Origin of the sequence: Mycobacterium sp. (assembly GCF_029961025.1) — a bacterium.
Classification (GTDB): domain Bacteria; phylum Actinomycetota; class Actinomycetes; order Mycobacteriales; family Mycobacteriaceae; genus Mycobacterium.
The window spans coordinates 150,012-168,318 of sequence record NZ_JASBVP010000005.1 but is presented as its reverse complement, the minus strand read 5'-3'; the positions used below and the strand labels follow the sequence as shown (position 1 = coordinate 168,318).

At 68.7% G+C, this 18,307-nt stretch carries 16 protein-coding genes, 1 tRNA gene and 1 pseudogene; 5 read left to right on the top strand and 13 right to left on the bottom strand.

Annotation, left to right across the window (positions count from 1 at the left end; all coding sequences use genetic code 11):
- Window positions 1-33: 33 nt before the first annotated feature.
- Window positions 34-477 carry an anti-sigma factor antagonist gene (locus QJR12_RS07265; protein ID WP_300580198.1) on the top strand — a complete coding sequence of 148 codons (444 nt, stop codon included), beginning with the start codon at window positions 34-36 and terminating at the stop codon, window positions 475-477.
- Between the two features lie 55 nt (window positions 478-532).
- Here QJR12_RS07265 and QJR12_RS07260 read toward each other — a convergent pair whose 3' ends face one another.
- From QJR12_RS07260 to QJR12_RS07245, 4 genes are read right to left on the bottom strand one after another with little or no spacing between them, the layout of a single operon-like run.
- A complete protein-coding gene (locus tag QJR12_RS07260; RefSeq protein WP_300580486.1) occupies window positions 533-1,147 on the bottom strand; it encodes a maleylpyruvate isomerase family mycothiol-dependent enzyme in 615 nt (204 codons plus the stop codon).
- Between the two features lie 53 nt (window positions 1,148-1,200).
- The gene (locus QJR12_RS07255) at window positions 1,201-1,491 is read right to left on the bottom strand and encodes an SRPBCC domain-containing protein (protein ID WP_300580483.1); all 291 of its coding nucleotides are present in this window, start codon (window positions 1,489-1,491) and stop codon (window positions 1,201-1,203) included.
- A 6-nt stretch (window positions 1,492-1,497) separates the two neighbouring features.
- On the bottom strand, window positions 1,498-1,713 hold the full coding sequence (locus QJR12_RS07250) for a hypothetical protein (RefSeq protein ID WP_300580196.1): 216 nt from the start codon (window positions 1,711-1,713) through the stop codon (window positions 1,498-1,500).
- A gap of 9 nt (window positions 1,714-1,722) precedes the next feature.
- Window positions 1,723-2,079, bottom strand: coding sequence for a metalloregulator ArsR/SmtB family transcription factor (locus tag QJR12_RS07245; RefSeq protein WP_300580195.1), 357 nt, complete (start codon window positions 2,077-2,079; stop codon window positions 1,723-1,725).
- Window positions 2,080-2,311: 232 nt separating this feature from the next.
- Between QJR12_RS07245 and QJR12_RS07240 the strand changes: the two genes are divergently transcribed.
- The gene (locus QJR12_RS07240) at window positions 2,312-3,673 is read left to right on the top strand and encodes an HNH endonuclease signature motif containing protein (RefSeq protein WP_300580193.1); all 1,362 of its coding nucleotides are present in this window, start codon (window positions 2,312-2,314) and stop codon (window positions 3,671-3,673) included.
- A 46-nt stretch (window positions 3,674-3,719) separates the two neighbouring features.
- Here the strand turns inward: QJR12_RS07240 and QJR12_RS07235 are convergent, their stop codons facing one another.
- Together QJR12_RS07235 and QJR12_RS07230 are read right to left on the bottom strand one after the other, a co-directional pair.
- Window positions 3,720-4,565: an energy-coupling factor transporter transmembrane protein EcfT gene (locus QJR12_RS07235; protein WP_300580192.1), complete on the bottom strand. Its 846-nt coding sequence runs from the start codon at window positions 4,563-4,565 to the stop codon at window positions 3,720-3,722.
- Window positions 4,562-6,598, bottom strand: a complete 2,037-nt coding sequence (locus tag QJR12_RS07230) for an ATP-binding cassette domain-containing protein (RefSeq protein WP_300580190.1) — start codon at window positions 6,596-6,598, stop codon at window positions 4,562-4,564. The genes QJR12_RS07235 and QJR12_RS07230 overlap by 4 nt, the downstream gene beginning before the upstream one ends.
- Before the next feature lie 110 nt (window positions 6,599-6,708).
- Here QJR12_RS07230 and QJR12_RS07225 point away from each other — a divergent pair, with 110 nt between their 5' ends.
- A complete protein-coding gene (locus QJR12_RS07225) occupies window positions 6,709-7,212 on the top strand; it encodes a MarR family transcriptional regulator (RefSeq protein WP_300580188.1) in 504 nt (167 codons plus the stop codon).
- Window positions 7,213-7,358: 146 nt separating this feature from the next.
- Window positions 7,359-9,764, top strand: a complete 2,406-nt coding sequence (locus QJR12_RS07220) for an ATP-binding cassette domain-containing protein (protein WP_300580187.1) — start codon at window positions 7,359-7,361, stop codon at window positions 9,762-9,764.
- 61 nt (window positions 9,765-9,825) lie between these two features.
- Here the strand turns inward: QJR12_RS07220 and QJR12_RS07215 are convergent, their stop codons facing one another.
- The 5 genes and pseudogenes from QJR12_RS07215 to QJR12_RS07195 all read right to left on the bottom strand — a co-directional run bounded on the left by QJR12_RS07215 (window position 9,826) and on the right by QJR12_RS07195 (window position 14,608).
- The gene (locus QJR12_RS07215; RefSeq protein ID WP_300580185.1) at window positions 9,826-11,250 is read right to left on the bottom strand and encodes a nitrate/nitrite transporter; all 1,425 of its coding nucleotides are present in this window, start codon (window positions 11,248-11,250) and stop codon (window positions 9,826-9,828) included.
- Window positions 11,251-11,467: 217 nt separating this feature from the next.
- Window positions 11,468-12,154 (bottom strand): acireductone synthase, encoded by a 687-nt coding sequence (gene mtnC / locus QJR12_RS07210; RefSeq protein ID WP_300580184.1) that lies wholly within the window; start codon window positions 12,152-12,154, stop codon window positions 11,468-11,470.
- The gene (locus QJR12_RS07205) at window positions 12,151-12,600 is read right to left on the bottom strand and encodes a cupin (RefSeq protein WP_300580183.1); all 450 of its coding nucleotides are present in this window, start codon (window positions 12,598-12,600) and stop codon (window positions 12,151-12,153) included. Before QJR12_RS07205 ends, mtnC begins: the two co-directional genes overlap by 4 nt.
- Before the next feature lie 121 nt (window positions 12,601-12,721).
- Window positions 12,722-14,371 (bottom strand): annotated as a pseudogene (gene mtnA, locus QJR12_RS07200) (S-methyl-5-thioribose-1-phosphate isomerase).
- Window positions 14,372-14,535: 164 nt separating this feature from the next.
- A tRNA-Asn gene (locus tag QJR12_RS07195) sits at window positions 14,536-14,608 on the bottom strand.
- Window positions 14,609-14,727: 119 nt separating this feature from the next.
- Here QJR12_RS07195 and QJR12_RS07190 point away from each other — a divergent pair.
- Window positions 14,728-15,012 carry a hypothetical protein gene (locus tag QJR12_RS07190; protein WP_300580181.1) on the top strand — a complete coding sequence of 95 codons (285 nt, stop codon included), beginning with the start codon at window positions 14,728-14,730 and terminating at the stop codon, window positions 15,010-15,012.
- A 13-nt stretch (window positions 15,013-15,025) separates the two neighbouring features.
- Here QJR12_RS07190 and dnaG read toward each other — a convergent pair whose 3' ends face one another.
- Both dnaG and QJR12_RS07180 read right to left on the bottom strand, forming a co-directional pair.
- Entirely contained in the window at window positions 15,026-16,939 is a 1,914-nt protein-coding gene (gene dnaG, locus QJR12_RS07185; protein ID WP_300580180.1) for a DNA primase, read from the bottom strand.
- Between the two features lie 22 nt (window positions 16,940-16,961).
- A complete protein-coding gene (locus tag QJR12_RS07180) occupies window positions 16,962-18,215 on the bottom strand; it encodes a deoxyguanosinetriphosphate triphosphohydrolase (protein ID WP_300580178.1) in 1,254 nt (417 codons plus the stop codon).
- Window positions 18,216-18,307 lie beyond the last annotated feature (92 nt).

Below are 18,307 nucleotides of genomic sequence, written 5' to 3'. Positions count from 1 at the left end.
GGCGCTTCGGCGCCAGTCGATTAGGAGTGCGCCATGGACCTCGCCACAGCAGAATTTTTTCCCGGCCACTTGATGCTAAGCACGCGTCTGACCTCAGAACTGGGCGATGCACACAGCACTCTGAGGGCAACCACGGAGCGTAACGGCTCAGCAGTGATGGTCCACGCCGGCGGTGAGATCGACGCCTGCAACGAGGGCACGTGGCGACGTCTGCTGGACGAAGCAGTCACCGCAGCGGTCCCACCCGGACCCTTTGTCATCGACACGAGCGGTGTGGATTTCATGGGTTGTTGCGCGTTCGCCGTGCTGGCCGACGTGGCGTACCGCTGCCGCCGTCGGGGAGTGGATCTCCGCATGGTGAGCCGCCAGCCGATCGTCGCCCGAGTCGTCAAAGCCTGTGGGCTCAGCGACCTGCTACCCGTGCATGCCACCGTGGATTCCGCCCTCTCGGCGGCCACCGTGCTGCCCCAGAGCTGAAAACAAACGCGTCGGGGTGGGCCGCGACGCTCAGCAGTCCGGCTAGCTCTTCGGTCTATGGGCAGATACGTTGGGCCAGAGCAGTTTTCCCGGGTCCAGAAAGTTGATTGAGAGCGTCTGGGCGCGCGGCCATGCCCATCAACAACGCTTCTCCCGGACCGCTCACCTTGGGGCCGCTGCCATGGGTCCAGTCAAGGTCGGTTGCTACCAGCCGCATGCCGCGGGCGCGTCTGGCGCCACGCACCGCAGGAGCCGTAAGCGCATAGTCCAGCACTACGCGCAGACGCTGCTGCGGAATCGTGCGCGGGATGCCGAGGGGCCGCCGGATGTCCTGCTGGTGGATCATGCCGTCGACCAGGGCGATCATGCCTCCGAAACCTGACGGCAGACCGCGCGGTGGGATACAGGCACGCATCAGCTCGGTGAGCTGCCCTGGGGATCGACCGGCGTACTCTGCGACACCAATCGCGTTGACACGGTTCGGAATAAACCCGCCCTGGGTGAATCGCCACACCAGCCCCAAGGGGCTGAGCTCGTCATAACTCAGCACATGAGCGACGACGTCGCGAACCCGCCAGCCCTCGCACAAGCTGGGCTGGTCCCACTGTTCGGCTGACAGCCCGGTAAGCAGCTCGGCGAAATCTTGTCGCTCCTCGCATGCCAGCTGCATGGTGCTCAACGTGTCGCCCTTGGGTCGGTGGTCCTTCGATCGCATCATAACCGTCACTTTCGGCGCGTGGGTTCGGCAGCACCCGACGACGATGCAGTGGCGAAGTCGACGAAGCGAACCAGCGTGCCCGTCCAGCCATCCTTGTGATCGAAGATCGCCCGCATCTGCTCAGTACTGTCTCCATAACGCTGTAGGTTGCGGTGGCGCAACCGCAGCCGGGTGCGATCGGCTCCGTCTTCGGTGAAGGTCACCTCAACCTCGGTTTCGAAGTCGGGATCGAAGCGCCAGTCAGCGCCAATCTGCCAGAGCAGCACGACTTCTCGTGGCGGGTCCCAGACGACGATCCGACCCTATTGGCATTCGCTACCGTCGACGCCGCGTTCGAACCAGCGCCCGCCGTTACCGGGTTCGAGCACCACTTCGGCGATCTCAGAGCTGCCGATCGAATATTCTTTGGGCCAAAACTCGGTCATGCGCGTGGTGAACAACTCGAAGGTCCTCGCCTGCGACAGCGGAACGTTCATCGATCGGACAACCTCCACGGCTGCCGCTGATTCGGTACCCATTGATGCTCCTCACTCGTCGGACCGCACGCGGTTCGGCTCAAGCGCTTGGATGTCAGCGTCCGCTTCGGCCGCCGCCAGGATGGCGAAGTTGTCCAAAGCCGTTTCCCAGAAACGGTCGAAGTAGTCGCGCACGACTTGTAGCCCCGATCGGTTGAGGCGATACAGCCGACGGGTTCCAGCGATCGATTCGACCACCAGCTCGGCGCCTTTGAGCACCCGCAAGTGCTGCGACACCGCCGGCCGCGAAACCGGCAATTGCTCGGCCAGCACCCCTACGGCCGTTGGCCCGGCTGCCAGCTTTTCCAGGATCGCACGTCGGGTGCGATCCCCAAGGGCATCCAGCACGACATCGACCGAGGCGGGCATATTGGTAAGTCTGCACGAACGGTTAGTCGCTGTCAACGGTTCGTTCCTACTTACGGATAGGGTCGCGAGCATCGGTTACCGGCCTGGGTGGGTAGCGGATGCCCGATGGGCCGGCGCCTCGCTTGCCAGAGTGGCTGGGGATCAATCTGTATCTGTGGATAGCCCGTGCGGATCCTCGTCATTTGACCGGTCGCGTTTCCTTGATGTCAGGCCGACACGCTAGCGTTCGAATATGGGTTCGAGTAGCCGCGAGGAGATCGCCGAGGCCTTCGACGCGCTGCATACGGCGGTGTCGCGGCTTGTCGGGCTCTCGTTCGGTGCGCTGACCACCCCGGAGCGGTTACGGCTGCTGGAACTGCTCGAACAGGAGACTCGCCGGCTGCCGGTCCCGGGACACGAACTGATCAACGAGATTAAAGCCCAGGCCACTCACGACGAATTGGGCGGCAAGCTCTGCCATGCGCTGGCCGACCGGTTGCGCATCACCCGCGGGGAGGCCGCACGGCGTATTCATGAGGCCGCGGACCTGGGTCCGCGGCGCGCGCTGAGCGGCGACCGACTGCAGCCGCTGTTGGCATGCACCGCCCTCGCGCAGCGGTCGGGGACCGTAGGGGCCGGCCACGTGGCTGTGATCCGCGGGTTCTGGCACCGGTTGCCCGCCTGGGTGGATTCCCGGGCCCGGGAGCAAGCCGAGGCCAAACTGGCCGGCTATTCCGCGCAGTTTCGGCCCGAGCAAGTGAGCAAGCTCGCGGATAAGCTCGCCGACTGCGTCAATCCCGATGGGGATTTCACCGATGAGGATCGGGCCCGTCGGCGGGGACTGACGTTGGGCAAGCAAGGCATTGACGGGATGTCACCGCTGCGGGGCTGGCTCACCCCGCAGGCGCGCGCGGGGCTCGAGGCGGTGCTGGCCAAGCTGGCGGCCCCGGGGATGGCCAACCCCGACGAGGAAGCCCCGACGGTGGACGGGTCCCCCGGTCAGGACGCTATTCAACGCGACAGCCGTTCGGCGGCCCAGCGCAACCACGATGGGCTCAATGCCGCCCTGCGTGCCCTGTTGTGCAGCGGAAAGCTGGGTCAGCACAACGGGTTGCCGGCTTCGATCATCGTGACCACCACGCTGAGCGAGCTGGAATCCGGCGCGGGGCGCGCGCTGACCGGCGGCGGGTCGCTGCTGCCGATGTCCGACGTGATCCGCCTGGCCGGCCACGCACATCATTACCTCGCCATCTTCGACAAGGGCCGCGCGATCGGGCTGTATCACAGCAAGCGTCTGGCTTCACCAGGTCAGCGCATTGTGCTCTACGCCAAGGACCGTGGGTGTAGCTTCCCCGGCTGCGACGTGCCTGGCTACCTGTCGGAGGTGCACCACGTCACCGAGTACGCGAAGTGCGGCACAACGAATGTCGACGGCCTGACCTTTGGCTGCGGACAACATCATCCCCTGGTCAAAGAGGGCGGCTGGCAAACCCGCAAACGTGCCGACGGTGAGACCGAATGGCTTCCCCCGGCACACCTCGACTATGGCCAACCGCGAACGAATGCCTACCACCACCCCGAAAAGCTCCTCCACGACGACGAAGACGACCCTTGAGCACGCACTCATGCCAGGACTGAATCACCTTCTGCCTCAACAACTGCTAAGCAGCGAGCACGATCAACTCAATTGTCAACGCAGTGGCGCTCACCGCAGCGACAACCGAAAGTGCCACCCAGTCGGCTAGTTTCGGCCGCGATGGTGCCACTGAGATCTGGCCGGTGCCGCCACGGGCGGTGATGGCATCGCCCATCTCGTCGGCGCGTCGCAGCGTTACGGTAAGGGCGGTGGCGATAAGGTCAATCCGGTCCAACGCCCACCGCTTGCGGCGGGCTCCACGGCTCCGCGGCACCTCTTTGGGTCGCAACCGGCGGGCGGCGTAGAGCACCCGGAATTCGTCGATCAGCATCGGAAAGGCGCGCAGTGCCAACGCTAAAGCCACCGCCCACTCATCGACCGGAATCCGCAATGCCCGCAGCGGACGACCCAAGACTGCTACGGCGGGCGCGATGTCGGCGACGTTGGTGGTCCACGACACCATCGCCCCCAACCCGAGCAGCACGATCGAGAGCGCCGTGACGCGTAGGAAGTTCAATAGCCCACCCAGTCCGACGGACACCGCGCCGAACTCGATCACCGGACTGCCGCCGGCCAGCGCGGCCGTGATTCCGCCGATGGCCAACAGGATCCACAGCCAACGCGGCACCGACGGCAGCGCACCGCGCGGAATACGCGCGATCCGGGCCGCAGCCAAAACCAGCGCCGACACCAGGCCGATCGTCACCCATCCCGGATAGAACGTCAGCAGCACCGAAATACCAAAGACGGCAAGTAGTTTAGTTCCCGCCCACAACTCGTGAACGGGTGACTTTCCAGGCACCGGCCGCAACAACACCACCGGGCGGGAGCTACGGCCCATCGGGTGGCCCGCCGGGGAGCTCGCGGTCATGGCACCCCCCGCGCCGCGGCCGAGGCCGCCTCGAGCGAGCCATCGCGCAAGTGCAAGGTTCGCGGGCACAGCTCCTCCAGCCCCGCGAAATCGTGGGAAATGACCACCAGGGTCAACCCCCGGTCGCGGCGCAGATCGTCAAGCAGCCGCAGCAAACCCCGCGCGGTGGCCGCGTCCAGCCCCGCCAGCGGCTCATCGAGGATCAGTGCCCGCGGCGACCGCGCCAGCAACCCGGCCAGCACGACGCGGCGCATCTGGCCGCCGCTCAGCTGGTCGATGCGCCGGTTCGCCAGCGCCGCATCCAGGCCCACGGCGGCCAGCGCCGCCACCACGCGGGCGTGGTCGTCGGGCGGGAAGCCGGCGGCGGAAGCCACTTCCAGGTCGACGCGGCTGCGGATCAGCTGCAGCCGGGCCGCCTGAAACGACAGCGCGACCGCGCCGACCTGTTCGTGGGTAGGGTGACCGTCGAGCAGACAGCTGCCCGCCGTGGGGATTGTCAGCCCGGCCATGATCCACGCCAGGGTGGACTTACCCGAACCGTTGCCGCCGTGAATCAGCAGACCGTCTCCCTGCTCCACCACGAAGCTGATGTCGCGCAGCGCGGTTTTCGCCCACGGGGTGCCGCTGCTGTATTCGTGGCCGACGCCGGTGAGTTCGAGCAGCGGGGCAGACCGGTGGTGAGTCACCGCCGGGCCGGCCGCCGGCGCGGCCTTTGCCTCGACCATCTCGGTGTTGTCCGCCGAGTTGCTGAGGTTGATCGCGCGGTCGGCCGAAGCGGCCTCGGCGTTGTAGTGCGTGATGTGAACCAGCGCCGTCCGGTGCCGTTTTTTCAGACCGCACAGGATGCCCAGTAAGGCATCCCGACCGGCCTGGTCGATCATGCTGGTGACCTCGTCGGCGATCAGCAGCGCCGGCTCCCGCGCCAGGGCCGCGGCCACCGCAAGCCGCTGCAGCTCGCCACCGGACAGGCTTCCGGTGTCGCGTTCGGCGAGACCATCGAGCCCAACCTCGGCGAGTAGCCGGTCGACGTCGATCCTCGTCTCGGGCGGCAGCCCCCAGACGACGTCGTCGGCGACCCGCGTACCCAAGACCTGACTTTCCGGGTGCTGCATCACGACCGCGGTGCCGCCCGGCCGGCCCAGTCCCACCGCTCCGGCACGCTCGACCCGGCCCGACGTCGGTTCCCGACCGGCCAAGATCAGCATCAATGTGGTCTTCCCGGAGCCGTTGGCCCCGGTGACCGCGACGTGTTCGCCGACCTGCACATCCAGGCTGATTGCGCGAAGCGCGTCCTGGTCGCTTCCCGGGTAACGAAAACCCACCCCGTGCAATCGAACCGGGACCGGCGCGATCGGCCCGCTCTCGGCCGGCGCATCCAGTTTGTGCACGTCGGGGATGCCGTGCATACGCTGCATGACCCGGGACAATGCCCACCAACCGATGACCGACATCACCATGATCGACGCCACGAAAAAACCGAGGATCAGCAGCGGCCAGTGATGCAGCGCAGTCGCGACCGCTCGCGTCAAATCGTCGGCGGCGACCTTCAGCCGGGCCCGGGTGAGCACCGCGGCGATGCCGTTCACGTTGGCGGTGACGGTGTCGAAGATCAGGTGCCGCAGCCGCGCCAGGACGGCCAACGCGCCGACCATCGCAGCGCCGAAAATCACGCCTGCCACCAGGGATACCGCGATCACGGTAGGCGTGCCGCGGCGCCGGCGTTTGACCGCCCCGGTTAGCCCGCCGATATAGGCGCTGTTGATGACCGTCATGAAGCCGCCCATGCCGGAGATCAGGAAAGCGATCACCCCAGCGGCTACCGTTGCCGCGATCAGGACGCGCAGCCGGTAGCGGTAGGCCAGCAACCCCATGGGCACGGTGCCCAGCAGCGCCAGTCCCGCCGCGAACGGCACCACCACCGCGATGATCGCGGTCGCCGCGCACAGCGCCGCCATGACCGATGCCTGCGCCAGCTCACCGGGCCGCAGCGGCCCACCCCGGCGAGGCGGGGACGCTGCGTCGGCGGCAATCATTCCACCGATTCTGCCAGTTATCGGCGCCGGTCTTGCCCGCCCACACGCGATCACAACGGGCAAGGGAGCCAATCTTGATCTACATAGCAAATCTATGAAATCATCGGGGCATGGGTTCGGCTTCCACCACAGAGGCTGCCGGGGGCGGTCACGTCGCGGGCATCGAACCGGGATCCGCTCTGGGGGTGGAGTTGCTGGCCGTGGTCGCCCGGCTCAATCGGTTGGCTAACCAGCGCATCCAACTGCCGTTGCCGGTGGCCCAGGCGCGGTTGCTGGCCACCATCGAGGCACAGGGGGAAGCGCGCATCTGCGAGCTGGCCGCGATCGATCATTGCTCGCAGCCGACGATGACGACGCAAGTGCGTCGGCTGGAGGAAGCCGGTCTGGTCAGCCGGACCCCCGACCCCGGCGATGCCCGGGCGGTCCGGATCCGCATCACCCCGCAGGGGGCGCACACACTCAACCGGGTACGGGTCGACCGTGCGGTCGCGATCGGTCCGCTGTTGGCCCGTCTGCGGCCCGCGGAGCGTCAGTTGCTGGCCGACGCCGTCACGGTGTTGCGACGTCTCGTCGAGGACGCCGCATCCGCGCCAGGACACAACATCACTCGATAAGAACAGACCGCGCGGCGCATACTCGGGATAGGCCGTTTGCCCAGTGGGAGATAAGCATCGATCGGCCCGGCGCGACGGGGTGACGAAAGGTGGCGGCGATGCGGACCGGGGCGTTTGCCTCGACGTTGACCGTGTGGGCAGGGCCCGTGAGGTACGTATTCCCCCCCGGTCGCGACGTTCTGGTGGGTCGGGACGGCCGATGCGACATCCGCCTCGATGAACTGGACAACAGCAAATGGACATCGCGCATCCACCTGGTATTGCGCTTCACCGGCAGCCGCTGGGTGGCCATCGACAGCAGCCTCAACGGCAGCTACCTCGACGGCATCCGAGTGTCCACGGTCGACATTCACGACGGTCTCACCGTCACCCTCGGTGACCCGCGGGACGGGCCGCGGCTGCTTTTCCGGCTCGGCGATCCGGCCGGCGCGCCGGCGCAACCCCCGGCGCGACCACCGGGCGGTGCGGGGCTCACCACCGCGCTACCCCCCGGTGGGGGCCCGGTTCAACCGGACCGGCCCGGGCTTGAGACGCAGGAGCCAACAACCGAGCCGCTTCGTTGGGCTACGCCGCTTCGATTCAGCCGCCCGAAAAACCTGGCGGCCGCGCCGCCGGCCCAGCGCCCGGCTCAGCCACCCCCGCCGGCGGCCCGGCCACGGCGGCCCGAGGAGCCAACCACCAGGCCGATGCGCCGACCCGGGCCGCCCACGACTGAGCCGTTACCACGCCCAGATGCCGTCGCCGACGAGACGGCGACGTCTCGGCCGTGCCCGGCGGTGACCGCCAGCGGCGCTCCCGAGCCGCCGGTCACGGCCGCACCCGGCCCGGCCGGGCTGAACGCGGATCGGCTGGGGCTCGTCGTCGACGGCCATCAGATGCTCGCCGACATTTCGCTCAGGGCCCGCCCGGGCACCCTGACCGCCGTCATTGGGCCGTCCCGCGCACGTAACACGGCCCTGATCAACCTCCTCGCCGGCGCGCAGCCGGCCACCTCCGGCGAGGTCACCCTGGACGGTCACAACGTGCGCGTTCCAAGCGTGCGCTCCCGCATCGGAATGGTGCCGCGCGGCGACCTGGTGCACCGTCAGCTCACCGTCGAACAAGCCCTGGCCTACGCCGCCGAGCTGCGGCTGCCGCCCGACACCTCCGCCGATGATCGCCGGCGCGCGGTGGACCACGTGCTGGGCGAGGTGGAGTTGGGCCCGCACCGGGCTAGCCGGGGGGGCAAGCTGTCCGCCGACCAACGCCGGCGCGCGTCGGTGGCGGTGGAATTACTGACCGCGCCGTCGCTGCTCGTCCTCGACGAGCCGATCACCGGCCCGGACCCCGAGCCGGGCCGAGGCATGATGGCGATGCTGCGGCGGCTCGCCGACACCGGCCGCGTGGTGGTGGCGGTGACGGCAACACCGAGTGACCCGACGCTGTGCGACCAGGTGGTGCTGCTCACCTCCGCCGGCACCCTCGCCTACGCTGGACCGCCCGCTGGGATCCCCGAGGCGATGGGCACGACCAACTGGGCGGACATCATGGCGCGGCTGCGCAGCGACCCCCACGGTACCCATCAAGCGTTCCTGTCCCGCCGGCCTGCGCCGATTCCCGGGGTGCCGTCTCCGGGCAGCCCCCTGCCGCCGCCACCCACGCACCCCGGCCCGGGGCGCCAGATCATCCTGGTGGCCCGTCGCCAGGCCCGTCTGCTTACCGCCGGCCACGTCCGCCTGCTGTTTTTGGCGCTCCTGCCGTTCGTGCTGGGGGCGCTGGCGTTCGCGCTGCCCGGCGGTACCGGCCTGAGCCAGGCGGATCCTTACGGGAGCAACCCCCACGAGGCCAGTGAGATCCTGGTTCTGCTCAACATCGCGGCGGTGATCATCGGCACCGCGCTGACGATCTACGACCCGGTCGGCGAACGCTGGATCTTTCGGCGCGAGGAAGCCGCAGGGCTATCGCCGTTCGCGTACCTGGCGGGCAAGGTCATCGTGTTCGTCGGGGCCGCGGCGGTCGAGGCCGCCGTCGTCACCGCCATCGTGGTCCTCGGCAAAGGCCCACCGAGGCACGGCGCCGTGGTGCTCGGCAACGCCGTCGTCGAGTTGTACGCCGCGGTCGCCGCGACGGCCATCGTGTCGGCGCTCATGGGGCTGGCCCTCTCGGCGCTGGCAGCCTCCACCCAGCACATCCCACCAATGCTCGTGCTGGTGATTCTGGCGTCCCTGGTGTTCGACGGGGGGCTGGTTCCGCTGGTGGGCCAGCCGGGGTTCGACCAGATCTCCTGGTTGGTTCCTGCCCGGTGGGGGTTTGCGGCCTCGGCCGCCACGGTTGATTTGCGCCGGGCCGATCCGCTGGTCCCGCACGACCAGCTGTGGACCCACTACTGGGGCTGGTGGCTGTTCGACATGGCGGTGTTGTTTGCCTGGGGTGTGGTGTGCCTCGGGTTCCTGCTGTGGCGGCTGTTGCCGCCCGATGACCGGCACACCCTCGCGACCGCTGCCCGGCCGGTGAGCGCCGGCGACCGGACGCTGCCACACCCGGAGCCGGCGCAGACCGACGCGACCGGCTGAGCCGCGGCCACCCGCCTTGCCGGGCTTTTAGCTTGGTCGTACCCCGGCTGCGCCGCCTGAGCTACCTGCCGGCGCTTTCCGCCAGCTGTGGACGCATCGGCGGCTCCTGCGATCCCAGCCGCGGGAAGGGCCTGCGCACATACACCGTCCAGGTCAACAGCGCGGCGGCCACATAGCACACCATGAAGATCCAGAACGCCACCGTCCCCGAGCCAGTGCCCAGGTAGGACTGCCGCAGCGCCAGGTTGATGGCGAAGCCGCCCAACGCGCCAAACGCCGCCACCAACCCCATGACCACCCCGGAGAGCGCTCGGGACCAGTCGCGCTCCTCGGCACCGCCGGCTCCCAGCTCGCGCCGGCACTCTTCGAAGACCGTCGGGATCATCTTGTACACCGAGGCATTGCCGATCCCGGACAAGACGAACAGGATGATGAAACTGACGATGTAGCCCGCCAGCAGCGCCCCGCCGGCCGGGCCCGGGGTGTGATCGTCAATGGTGCTGACGCCGACCAGCATTCCGGCGGCCAGAAACATGGCGGCGAAGACCATCAGGGTGACGCGCCCGCCGCCGAGTCGGTCGGCCAGCCGGCCGCCATAGACCCGCGACAGCGACGCGAGCAGCGGTCCGAGGAAGGCGATCTGCGCGGCGTGCAGCGCGGCCTGCCGGTGGCTTTGCCCGCCGGCGATGAAGTTGAGCTGCAACACCTCGCCGAAGGCGAACGCGAAACCGATGAACGAGCCGAACGTGCCGAGGTAAAGCAGCGCAAGCAGCCAGGTGTCGCGCTCCGAGAGGACAGCCGCCAGGATCGCCCGCAGCTGACCCACCTCGACACGGTGCTGCTCGAGGTTGTTCATGAACAGGGTCGCTCCGATGCCGGTGATCGCCAGCAGCACCAGGTAGAGTGCGCACACCCAATACGGCTGCCGGTTGCCGGCAATGGCGATGACCAGCAGCCCGACCAACTGGATCGTCGGCACCCCCAGATTGCCGGCCCCACCGGTGAGCCCCAGCACCGTGCCTTTGAGCCGCTGCGGGTAAAAAGCGTTGGCGACGGTGGTCGACGCCGCAAAATTGCCGCCCCCCAGTCCGGTCAGCGCCGCGCACACCAGATACGGCCACAACGGCAGCCCCGGGTGGGCCAACAGCACCATCGTGCCCAGGGTGGGGATCAGCAGCAGGAATGCCGAGAAGGCGCTCCAGGTGCGCCCGCCGAAGGTCGCCGTCGCCAACGAGTAGGGCAGCCGCAGAAAGGCCCCGACCAGGGTGGCGACGGCGCCCAGCAGGAACTTGTCCGCCACCGAAAACCCGTAGACGCTCTCGGGCATGAACAACACCATCACCGACCAAAGGGACCACACCGAATACCCCAGGTGCACGGTCATCACCGACCAGATCAGGTTGCGCCGGGCGATGATTTTGTTGCCGGCCTCCCAGGCCGGCACGTCCTCCGGATCCCAGTGCGCGATGAGATGCGAGCGCCCCATGCAATCCCTACCCTTCTCGAACGGCCCCCGGGGGCGGCGGCCCTGGCTGCCGGATCACCCCGAAGGGTAGCCGCCGGCGCTGCGCACCCTGCTCCGAGTGGGTGGATCGCCTCGGCGACGTCGTCGGCCCACGAATCCGGCGCCTCCCAGGGTGCCAGACCTTTGCCCTCAAAACGGGTATCCCGCGCCGTCGGGACGCCCGGCGCCGGACACCACGTCACCGCTGGCGCAGGTCGACCTCGCTGAATGAGCTAACCCACCGGTGCGGGGAACGGGGCGAGTTCGGCTCGCCCGGCCGGGCGACCCCCAGGACCGACCACCCCGCGGCCACCGCGGCGTCGAGTTCGTCGGGGTGATCGGACAGGAACAAGATTTTCTCGGCGGGCACACCGATGGCGTGCGCGATCTTTCGGTATGAAGCGCTGTCCCGCTTCCCCCCGGTGGTCAGGTCGAACCACCAGCCGATCAACGAGGCCAGTTCTCCCCCACGGGCAAAAGTGAACCAATCCTGTTGATTGCGAACAGAACCCGACGAGAACACGGACAAGGAGATACCGGCGTCGTGCCATCGGCGCAGTGCGGGCGCTACGTCGCCGAAGAACTCCCCGTGCAGGGCGCCGCTGCGAAAACCCTCCGCACAGATCAGGCCCTGCGCGGTTTTCAGCGGCTCGGCTTTGACATCGGAATCCAGCCAACCGCACAAGATGTCGGCCACCGCCGCCACATCGGCGTCGGGTCGCCCCGCCTGGGCGCGGGTTTGGCTGATCACCGCCGCGGCCGCACCGTCGCGGTTATCGACCAGCCACCGCCGAAGATGTCTCCGGGTATAGCCGTATAGGCTCTCACGCACCGAATCGGTCGGGCTGACCGTGCCCTCGATGTCGAGGACGATCGCGGCGATCATGCGACGAGCTGATCCAGCGTGGGGAACCGTTCGCCGATGGGGTCACCGGTGAAGTCGCCGACCCAGCCGCTTTGCTCCTCGAAGAACCGGATCGCCACGAAATCGGGGCGCTCACCCATGTCGAACCAGTGCCGGGTGCCGGCCGGCACCGACACCAGGTCGCCCCCGGTGCAGACCAGCGCCACCACTTCGGGCGCCAGGTGCAGGTAGAAACAGCCCCGGCCGGCGACGAAAAAGCGCACCTCGCCCTCGGCGTGCCGGTGTTCGGACCGGAACTGCTCGCGGGCGGCTTTGGCCCTGGCCGCCCACCCCGGGTCGCGGTCGTCGGGCTGCAGTCGGGCGACGTCGATGTGGCGGTAACGCCCGTCGGCATTGAGCGCGGCGATGCGGTCACCGTAGTAGGCCAGGATCTCGGGGGCCGGGGTCTTGGGGTTGACCCCGGGCATCGTCTCGGCCAGCGGTCGAAACCGATGCCCCGCCGGGCGAGTTCGCCGGTGATCACCGCGGCGTCCTCGCTGCGCAGCCGCACCTCGGCGGCGTCACTGTCGGCCATCACCACCAGCAGCGTCATCCCGGTTCCTTCCCGCGATGCGGTGAGGCGATCTCGCGACGGCCGGTGAGGGCCGCCAGCTGACACATCGCCTCCAGGCATTCCGCGCGATCGCAGGCCTGCGCGAGGTCGGCGCCCCAGGAGGTGATGCCGTGACCGGCGAGGAACACCACCGGCGCCGCGTCGGGGTGCTTTTGCAGATAGCGCTCGATGTCGGCGCCGATGCGCGCCACGTCGGAGTGGTTGGCGAACACCGGGATGTCGATGGCGTCCGCCGGTCAGTCCGGCCGCAGCCCCTTGATGAGCTCATAGCCGCTGAACCGCAACATCGGTGGCGCGCCGACGGACTGGGCAGTTGCGTACGGCGGGTGGACGTGCACGACGGCGCCGGCGCCGGTGGCCCGGTAGATGGCGGTGTGGATGGCGGTCTCCGCCGACGGGCGTCGGGTACCCGAAACTTGCCGTGAATCGGCGATCTCCACGGTCACCAGGTCCTGCGCGGTGAGCGCGCCCTTCGACAGCCCGCTGCCGGTGATCACCGCGGTCTCGGCGACACGCACCGAGATATTGCCCGCCGTACCCGCCATCCAGCCGCGCGCGTACAGTCTTCGGGCCACCTCGAGGATCTGGGTTCCCGCGGTCAGAGCGGGTGCGCGATCTACATCACGTTGCGCCCCAAGGCCGTTGGTGTCACCCACCACCCCGTTCTCGGTGACGACGGCGGTGATCAGCTCCGGCGGGGTGACATCGAAGGCGGGGTTGAAGACCTCGGTGCCGGGTGGTGCGGTGGTCACGCCACCGACCTGGGTGACCTCGGCCGGGTCTCGTTCCTCGACGAGGATCTGGCGGCCCGTCACGGTGGCCGGGTCGCGCGTCGACTCGGGTGCGACGACGATAAACGGGATGCCATGACGGTGCGCCGCCAGCGCCAGCGGGTAGGTGCCGATCTTGTTGGCGACCGAGCCGTCCGCGGCGATGCGGTCTGCGCCGACGATCACGCAGTCGACCTGCCCGGTGGCCATCGCCCACGGCGCAGCCGAATCGATCATCAGCCGGTGCGGGATGCCGGCCTCGGCCAGCTCCCACGTCGTCAGCCGGGCGCCCTGCAGCAGCGGGCGGGTCTCGCCGACCAGCACGTTTTCGATCTTGCCGCGAGCGTGCAGCACCCGCAGCGCGCCCATGGCGGTGCCGAACTCGGCGGTGGCCAGCCGCCCGGTGTTGCAGTGGGTCAGCATCCGCAACGGCCGATCCGGACACAGTCGCTGCACCAGGTCCGCGGCGTGGGTGGCGGCGGCCCGGTTGACGCGGGCGTCCTCGGCCAACATCTCCAGGGCCTCCTGCAGGACGGCCGGTGCGCCCAGCGGCAGCCGGGCCAGCGCCCGCTGCACCCCCCGGGCCAGATTGACCGCCGTTGGCCGCGCCGCGGCAACCCGCTCGGCCTCCAGCTTCACCTTCGTGCTCTCGTCGGGGTGCGCAAACGCCGCCAACGCCACCGCGAACGCCCCGGACACCCCGAGCGCGGGTGCTCCCCGAACGGCCAGCGTCTTGATCGCCTCGATAACCTCGTCGACACTCGTCAGCCGCAGCAGGCGCACGTCGTGGGGCAGCGCGCGCTGGTCGATGACGACCAACGCGTCCCCTGCCCAGGTGATCGAACTCTCACCCATTCGCCGAGCGCTTTGATTTGTGGAACACATGGGACACAGCCAGCACAATTATCGGGGCTCAACCCGGGGCCCGCCACGGGCCCGGTCGACCGATCGATCTGCCGCTACCGGCGGACTTCGCTCGCTTCCGCGGGAGGCTGGGCGCCCGCGACGGTGACCGCTCGCTCCCCCGGAAGGACTCGAACCTTCAACCCTTCGGTTAACAGCCGAACGCTCTGCCAGTTGAGCTACAGGGGACCGCCCTATCCGACCCGTCCGCACGGACAGGCACGCCGTTCGCGCGACGACTCTAGCGTACCGGCGCCCAGCTGGGGAGATCGGCCCGGTACCGCGTGGGTGCGCGACCGTAAGGCAGGATGGACCAAATCGCACCGTCGGTGAGAGGGGTTGCGTTGATCCGGTATGCGGTCGCGCTGGCGCTCGGCTACGTGCTGGGGGCGAAAGCCGGGCGCCGCCGCTATCAGCAGATCGTCGGCACCTATCGCGCCGTGGTCGGCAGCCCCGCGGCCAAGGCCGCGATCGAGGCGGCGCGGCGCGTCATCGCCAATCGCGTCTCGCCCGACACCCGGATGGTGACCCTGGCCGAGATCGACAGCCAGACCAGCGTCGTCGAACCGCAGAAACCGCGACGCGCCACCTGAGTGCCGCCGGGTTTCACGGGCTGAGATCATCGCCGGTGGCCTGCTCTAACAGGCCGCGGCGGTAGGCTTCCATCGCGACCAGGTCGCCGAACAGCGCGTGGTACTCGTCGGCCTGCTCCACCGGTGACATTCGTTGCAGCTTGGATTTCACCTCAGCGATCTGCCGGCCCACCCAGACCTCCTGCAGGCGAGCCAGCACGCCGGAGATATACCGCGGCAGCTTGTCCTCGTCGTCAACCCGGATCGCCTCCACTCCCAGCTCGCTGACCAGCACCGCGGTCGCGGCCGACGCCGCGTGCCGGCGCACCGCATCGATCCACTGCCCCCCCGCGACGCCGGCCGCGACGCCGCCCGCCGCGGCGATGGCCGCGCGCACGGCGGCATAGCCGGGATGGGTGAAACATTCGACGTCCAGCGAGTCGAATACCGGACCGGTCAGCGCGGGGTATTGCAGCGCCGACTTGAGCGCTTCGCGCTGCGGCCACAGCGTCAGGTCGCCGGGGTCCGGACGACGGGCGGCCGGTTCGGCCGGGCCGGGGCCGCCGGGTGCTGCCGCGTCCCGGCGGGCCCGGCCGCCGCGGCCGGGGCGGTTCGGGCTGCGCGCTTCGGCGCGCACCCGGTCGATCACCTGCGCGACGTCCGCCCAGCCGACCCAGCCGGCCAGCTGGCGGGCGTACTCGTCGCGCAGGGTGGGGTCTTTGATCCGGGCCACCATCGGCACACATCGGCGCAGCGCGACCACCCTGCCCTCCGCGCTGTCCAGATCCATGTCGGCGAGCGTGGTGCGAATCGCGAACTCGAACAACGGGGTTCGCCGTGCCACCAGATCGCGCAAGGCGCCGTCCCCGGACTCCTGCCGCAGATCGCAGGGGTCCCTGCCGCCGGGGACCACCGCGACGAAGGATTGGCCCGCAAGGTTCTGCTCGCCCTCGAACGCTTTGAGCGCGGCGGCCCGACCCGCCGCGTCGCCGTCGAACACGTAGATCAGCTCGCCGCGAAAAAAGTTATCGTCCATCATCAATCGCCGCAGCATCGCCAGGTGCTCACTGCCGAACGCCGTGCCGCAGGCCGCCACCGCGGTCGTGACACCGGCCAGGTGCATCGCCATCACGTCGGTGTAGCCCTCGACGACAACGGCCTGATGGCCCTTGGCGATATCCCGTTTGGCCAGATCGATGCCGAATAACGCCGACGACTTCTTGTACAGGGGCGTCTCGGGGGTGTTGACGTACTTGGCCTCGATGGGGTCGTCGTCGAACAGTCTCCGGGCCCCGAACCCGATCACCTCCCCCGCCGGGCTGCGGATCGGCCACAGCAACCGTCGGTGAAACCGATCCATGGGGCCGCGGCGACCCTCCCGAGACAGCCCCGCAGATTCCAGCTCCTTGAAGTCAAAACCTTTGCGCTGCAGGTGTTTTGTTAGCGAATCCCATCCTGACGGGGCGAACCCGCAGCCGAAATGCCGAGCCGCGTCGGCGTCGAAATTCCGCTGCGCCAGGTATCGGCGGGCCGGCTCCGCCTCTTCGGACTCCAGCGCCCGCATATAGAACTCCGCGGCGGCGGCGTTGGCGGCGACCAGCCTGCTGTGGCTGCCGCGGTCGCGCCGCACCCCGGTGGCCGAGCCGGTGTAGCTGATCCGGTAGCCGATCCGGTCGGCGAGCAGTTCGACCGCCTCGACGAAGCTGACGTGTTCGATCTTCTGAACGAACGCGTACACGTCACCCCCCTCCCCGCAGCCGAAGCAGTGGAAATGGCCGTGATTGGGGCGCACATGAAACGACGGCGATTTCTCGTTGTGGAACGGGCACAAACCCTTCAGCGAATCGGCGCCCGCGCGGCGCAGCTGGACGTAGTCGCCGACGACCTCGTCGATGCGGGCTCGTTCGCGGATGGCGGCGATATCACGATCTGGGATACGACCGGCCACCGGCTCAGTGTAGAGCCCACGGCTACCCGCAATTCGCCTCGATCCGCTCCAGCCGTCCTTCGGTATAGGAGGCGATCTGGTCGACGACGACTCGCAACCTGGCCCCGTCGTCGGCGGCGGTGGTGAACGCCGGGACGAAGATCGGGTCGAGGGTGCGTGGTGCCCCAGCGAGCAGCCAGTGAGCGACCCGGTGGATTCGTTCGCGCTGCGCGGCCTGCATCTCCAGATGACGCGGGTCGGACATGATGAATTGCAGCGCGAGGATCTTCAGCACGGCAACCTCGGCGCGGACCAGGTCGGGCACCTGTAGGTCGGCCTGGTAACGCGCCACCGGCAGCGAACCGGCAGCCGCGCGGGTGGCGGCGATCGCGGCCGAGACGAACCGGCCCACCAGCTCGCTGGTCAAACGTTTGAGGGCCACCGACGCCGCCAGGGTGGCGTCGTACTTGCCGACGGCGGCGACCACCGGCAGCCCGGCGAGCCGCTGCGCGGCCTCGATCAGCTCGTCCGCCCGCACCTGAGCGAATGCCGACTCCCCCAATTTGCCCAGCGCCGCGGCGGCGTCGTCGTCGGCGAGCACCCGCAGATCGATCCGCCCGGAGATGACGCCGTCCTCCACGTCGTGCACCGAATAGGCGACGTCGTCGGCCCAGTCCATCACCTGGGCCTCCAGGCACGCCCGATCCGCGGTCGCGCCCCGGCGAACCCAGCCGGCCGCCTCGGCGTCCTCAGGGTAAAAGCCGAACTTGTCACGCCCGCCGGAACGCGTCCACGGATATTTCGTGGCCGCGTCCAAAGCCGCCCGGGTCAGATTCAGCCCTACACTACGCCCCTGGGCATCAACGACTTTGGGTTCCAGCCTGGTGAGGATCCGAAAGTTCTGCGCGTTGCTCTCGAAGCCGCCGCAGGCGGCGGCGATCCCGTCGAGCGCCTGCTCGCCGTTATGCCCGTACGGCGGATGCCCGATGTCGTGGGCCAGGCCGGCCAGCTCGACCAGGTCGGGATCACAACCCAGCCCGATCGCCATTCCCCGCCCGATCTGGGCGACTTCCAGCGAGTGGGTGAGCCGGGTGCGCGGGGTCTCACTCGCGTGCGGCCCGACGACCTGCGTTTTGTCGGCCAGCCTGCGCAGCGCGGCGCTGTGCAGCACCCGCGCCCGGTCGCGGGCGAAGGCGGAGCGGTGCTGGCCTTCGGTTCCCGGTAGCCCCGCCGTCTTGGGTGCTTCCCGCACCCGCCGCTGACGGTCGAAATCGTCGTAGGGGTCCCGCTGAGTCATTGAGACACAGTCTGCCAGCCGGGAGCGCGATTGCCCGGAAGCGTTTCAGCGTGCCCGTGGCGGCTCGCCGCGGTACCCGGCGCTTCGTTCCC

What these genes read in the sequence shown, in the direction of transcription:
- QJR12_RS07180 (WP_300580178.1), bottom strand. Translation starts at nt 18,215, where the DNA reads ATGACTCAGCGGGACCCCTACGACGATTTCGACCGTCAGCGGCGGGTG.
- QJR12_RS07225 (WP_300580188.1), top strand. Translation starts at nt 6,709, where the DNA reads ATGGGTTCGGCTTCCACCACAGAGGCTGCCGGGGGCGGTCACGTCGCG.
- QJR12_RS07240 (WP_300580193.1), top strand. Translation starts at nt 2,312, where the DNA reads ATGGGTTCGAGTAGCCGCGAGGAGATCGCCGAGGCCTTCGACGCGCTG.
- mtnC (WP_300580184.1), bottom strand. Translation starts at nt 12,154, where the DNA reads ATGATCGCCGCGATCGTCCTCGACATCGAGGGCACGGTCAGCCCGACC.
- QJR12_RS07205 (WP_300580183.1), bottom strand. Translation starts at nt 12,600, where the DNA reads ATGCCCGGGGTCAACCCCAAGACCCCGGCCCCCGAGATCCTGGCCTAC.
- QJR12_RS07235 (WP_300580192.1), bottom strand. Translation starts at nt 4,565, where the DNA reads ATGACCGCGAGCTCCCCGGCGGGCCACCCGATGGGCCGTAGCTCCCGC.
- QJR12_RS07245 (WP_300580195.1), bottom strand. Translation starts at nt 2,079, where the DNA reads ATGCCCGCCTCGGTCGATGTCGTGCTGGATGCCCTTGGGGATCGCACC.
- QJR12_RS07260 (WP_300580486.1), bottom strand. Translation starts at nt 1,147, where the DNA reads ATGCAGCTGGCATGCGAGGAGCGACAAGATTTCGCCGAGCTGCTTACC.
- QJR12_RS07230 (WP_300580190.1), bottom strand. Translation starts at nt 6,598, where the DNA reads ATGATTGCCGCCGACGCAGCGTCCCCGCCTCGCCGGGGTGGGCCGCTG.
- QJR12_RS07190 (WP_300580181.1), top strand. Translation starts at nt 14,728, where the DNA reads ATGGACCAAATCGCACCGTCGGTGAGAGGGGTTGCGTTGATCCGGTAT.
- QJR12_RS07265 (WP_300580198.1), top strand. Translation starts at nt 34, where the DNA reads ATGGACCTCGCCACAGCAGAATTTTTTCCCGGCCACTTGATGCTAAGC.
- QJR12_RS07215 (WP_300580185.1), bottom strand. Translation starts at nt 11,250, where the DNA reads ATGGGGCGCTCGCATCTCATCGCGCACTGGGATCCGGAGGACGTGCCG.
- QJR12_RS07250 (WP_300580196.1), bottom strand. Translation starts at nt 1,713, where the DNA reads ATGGGTACCGAATCAGCGGCAGCCGTGGAGGTTGTCCGATCGATGAAC.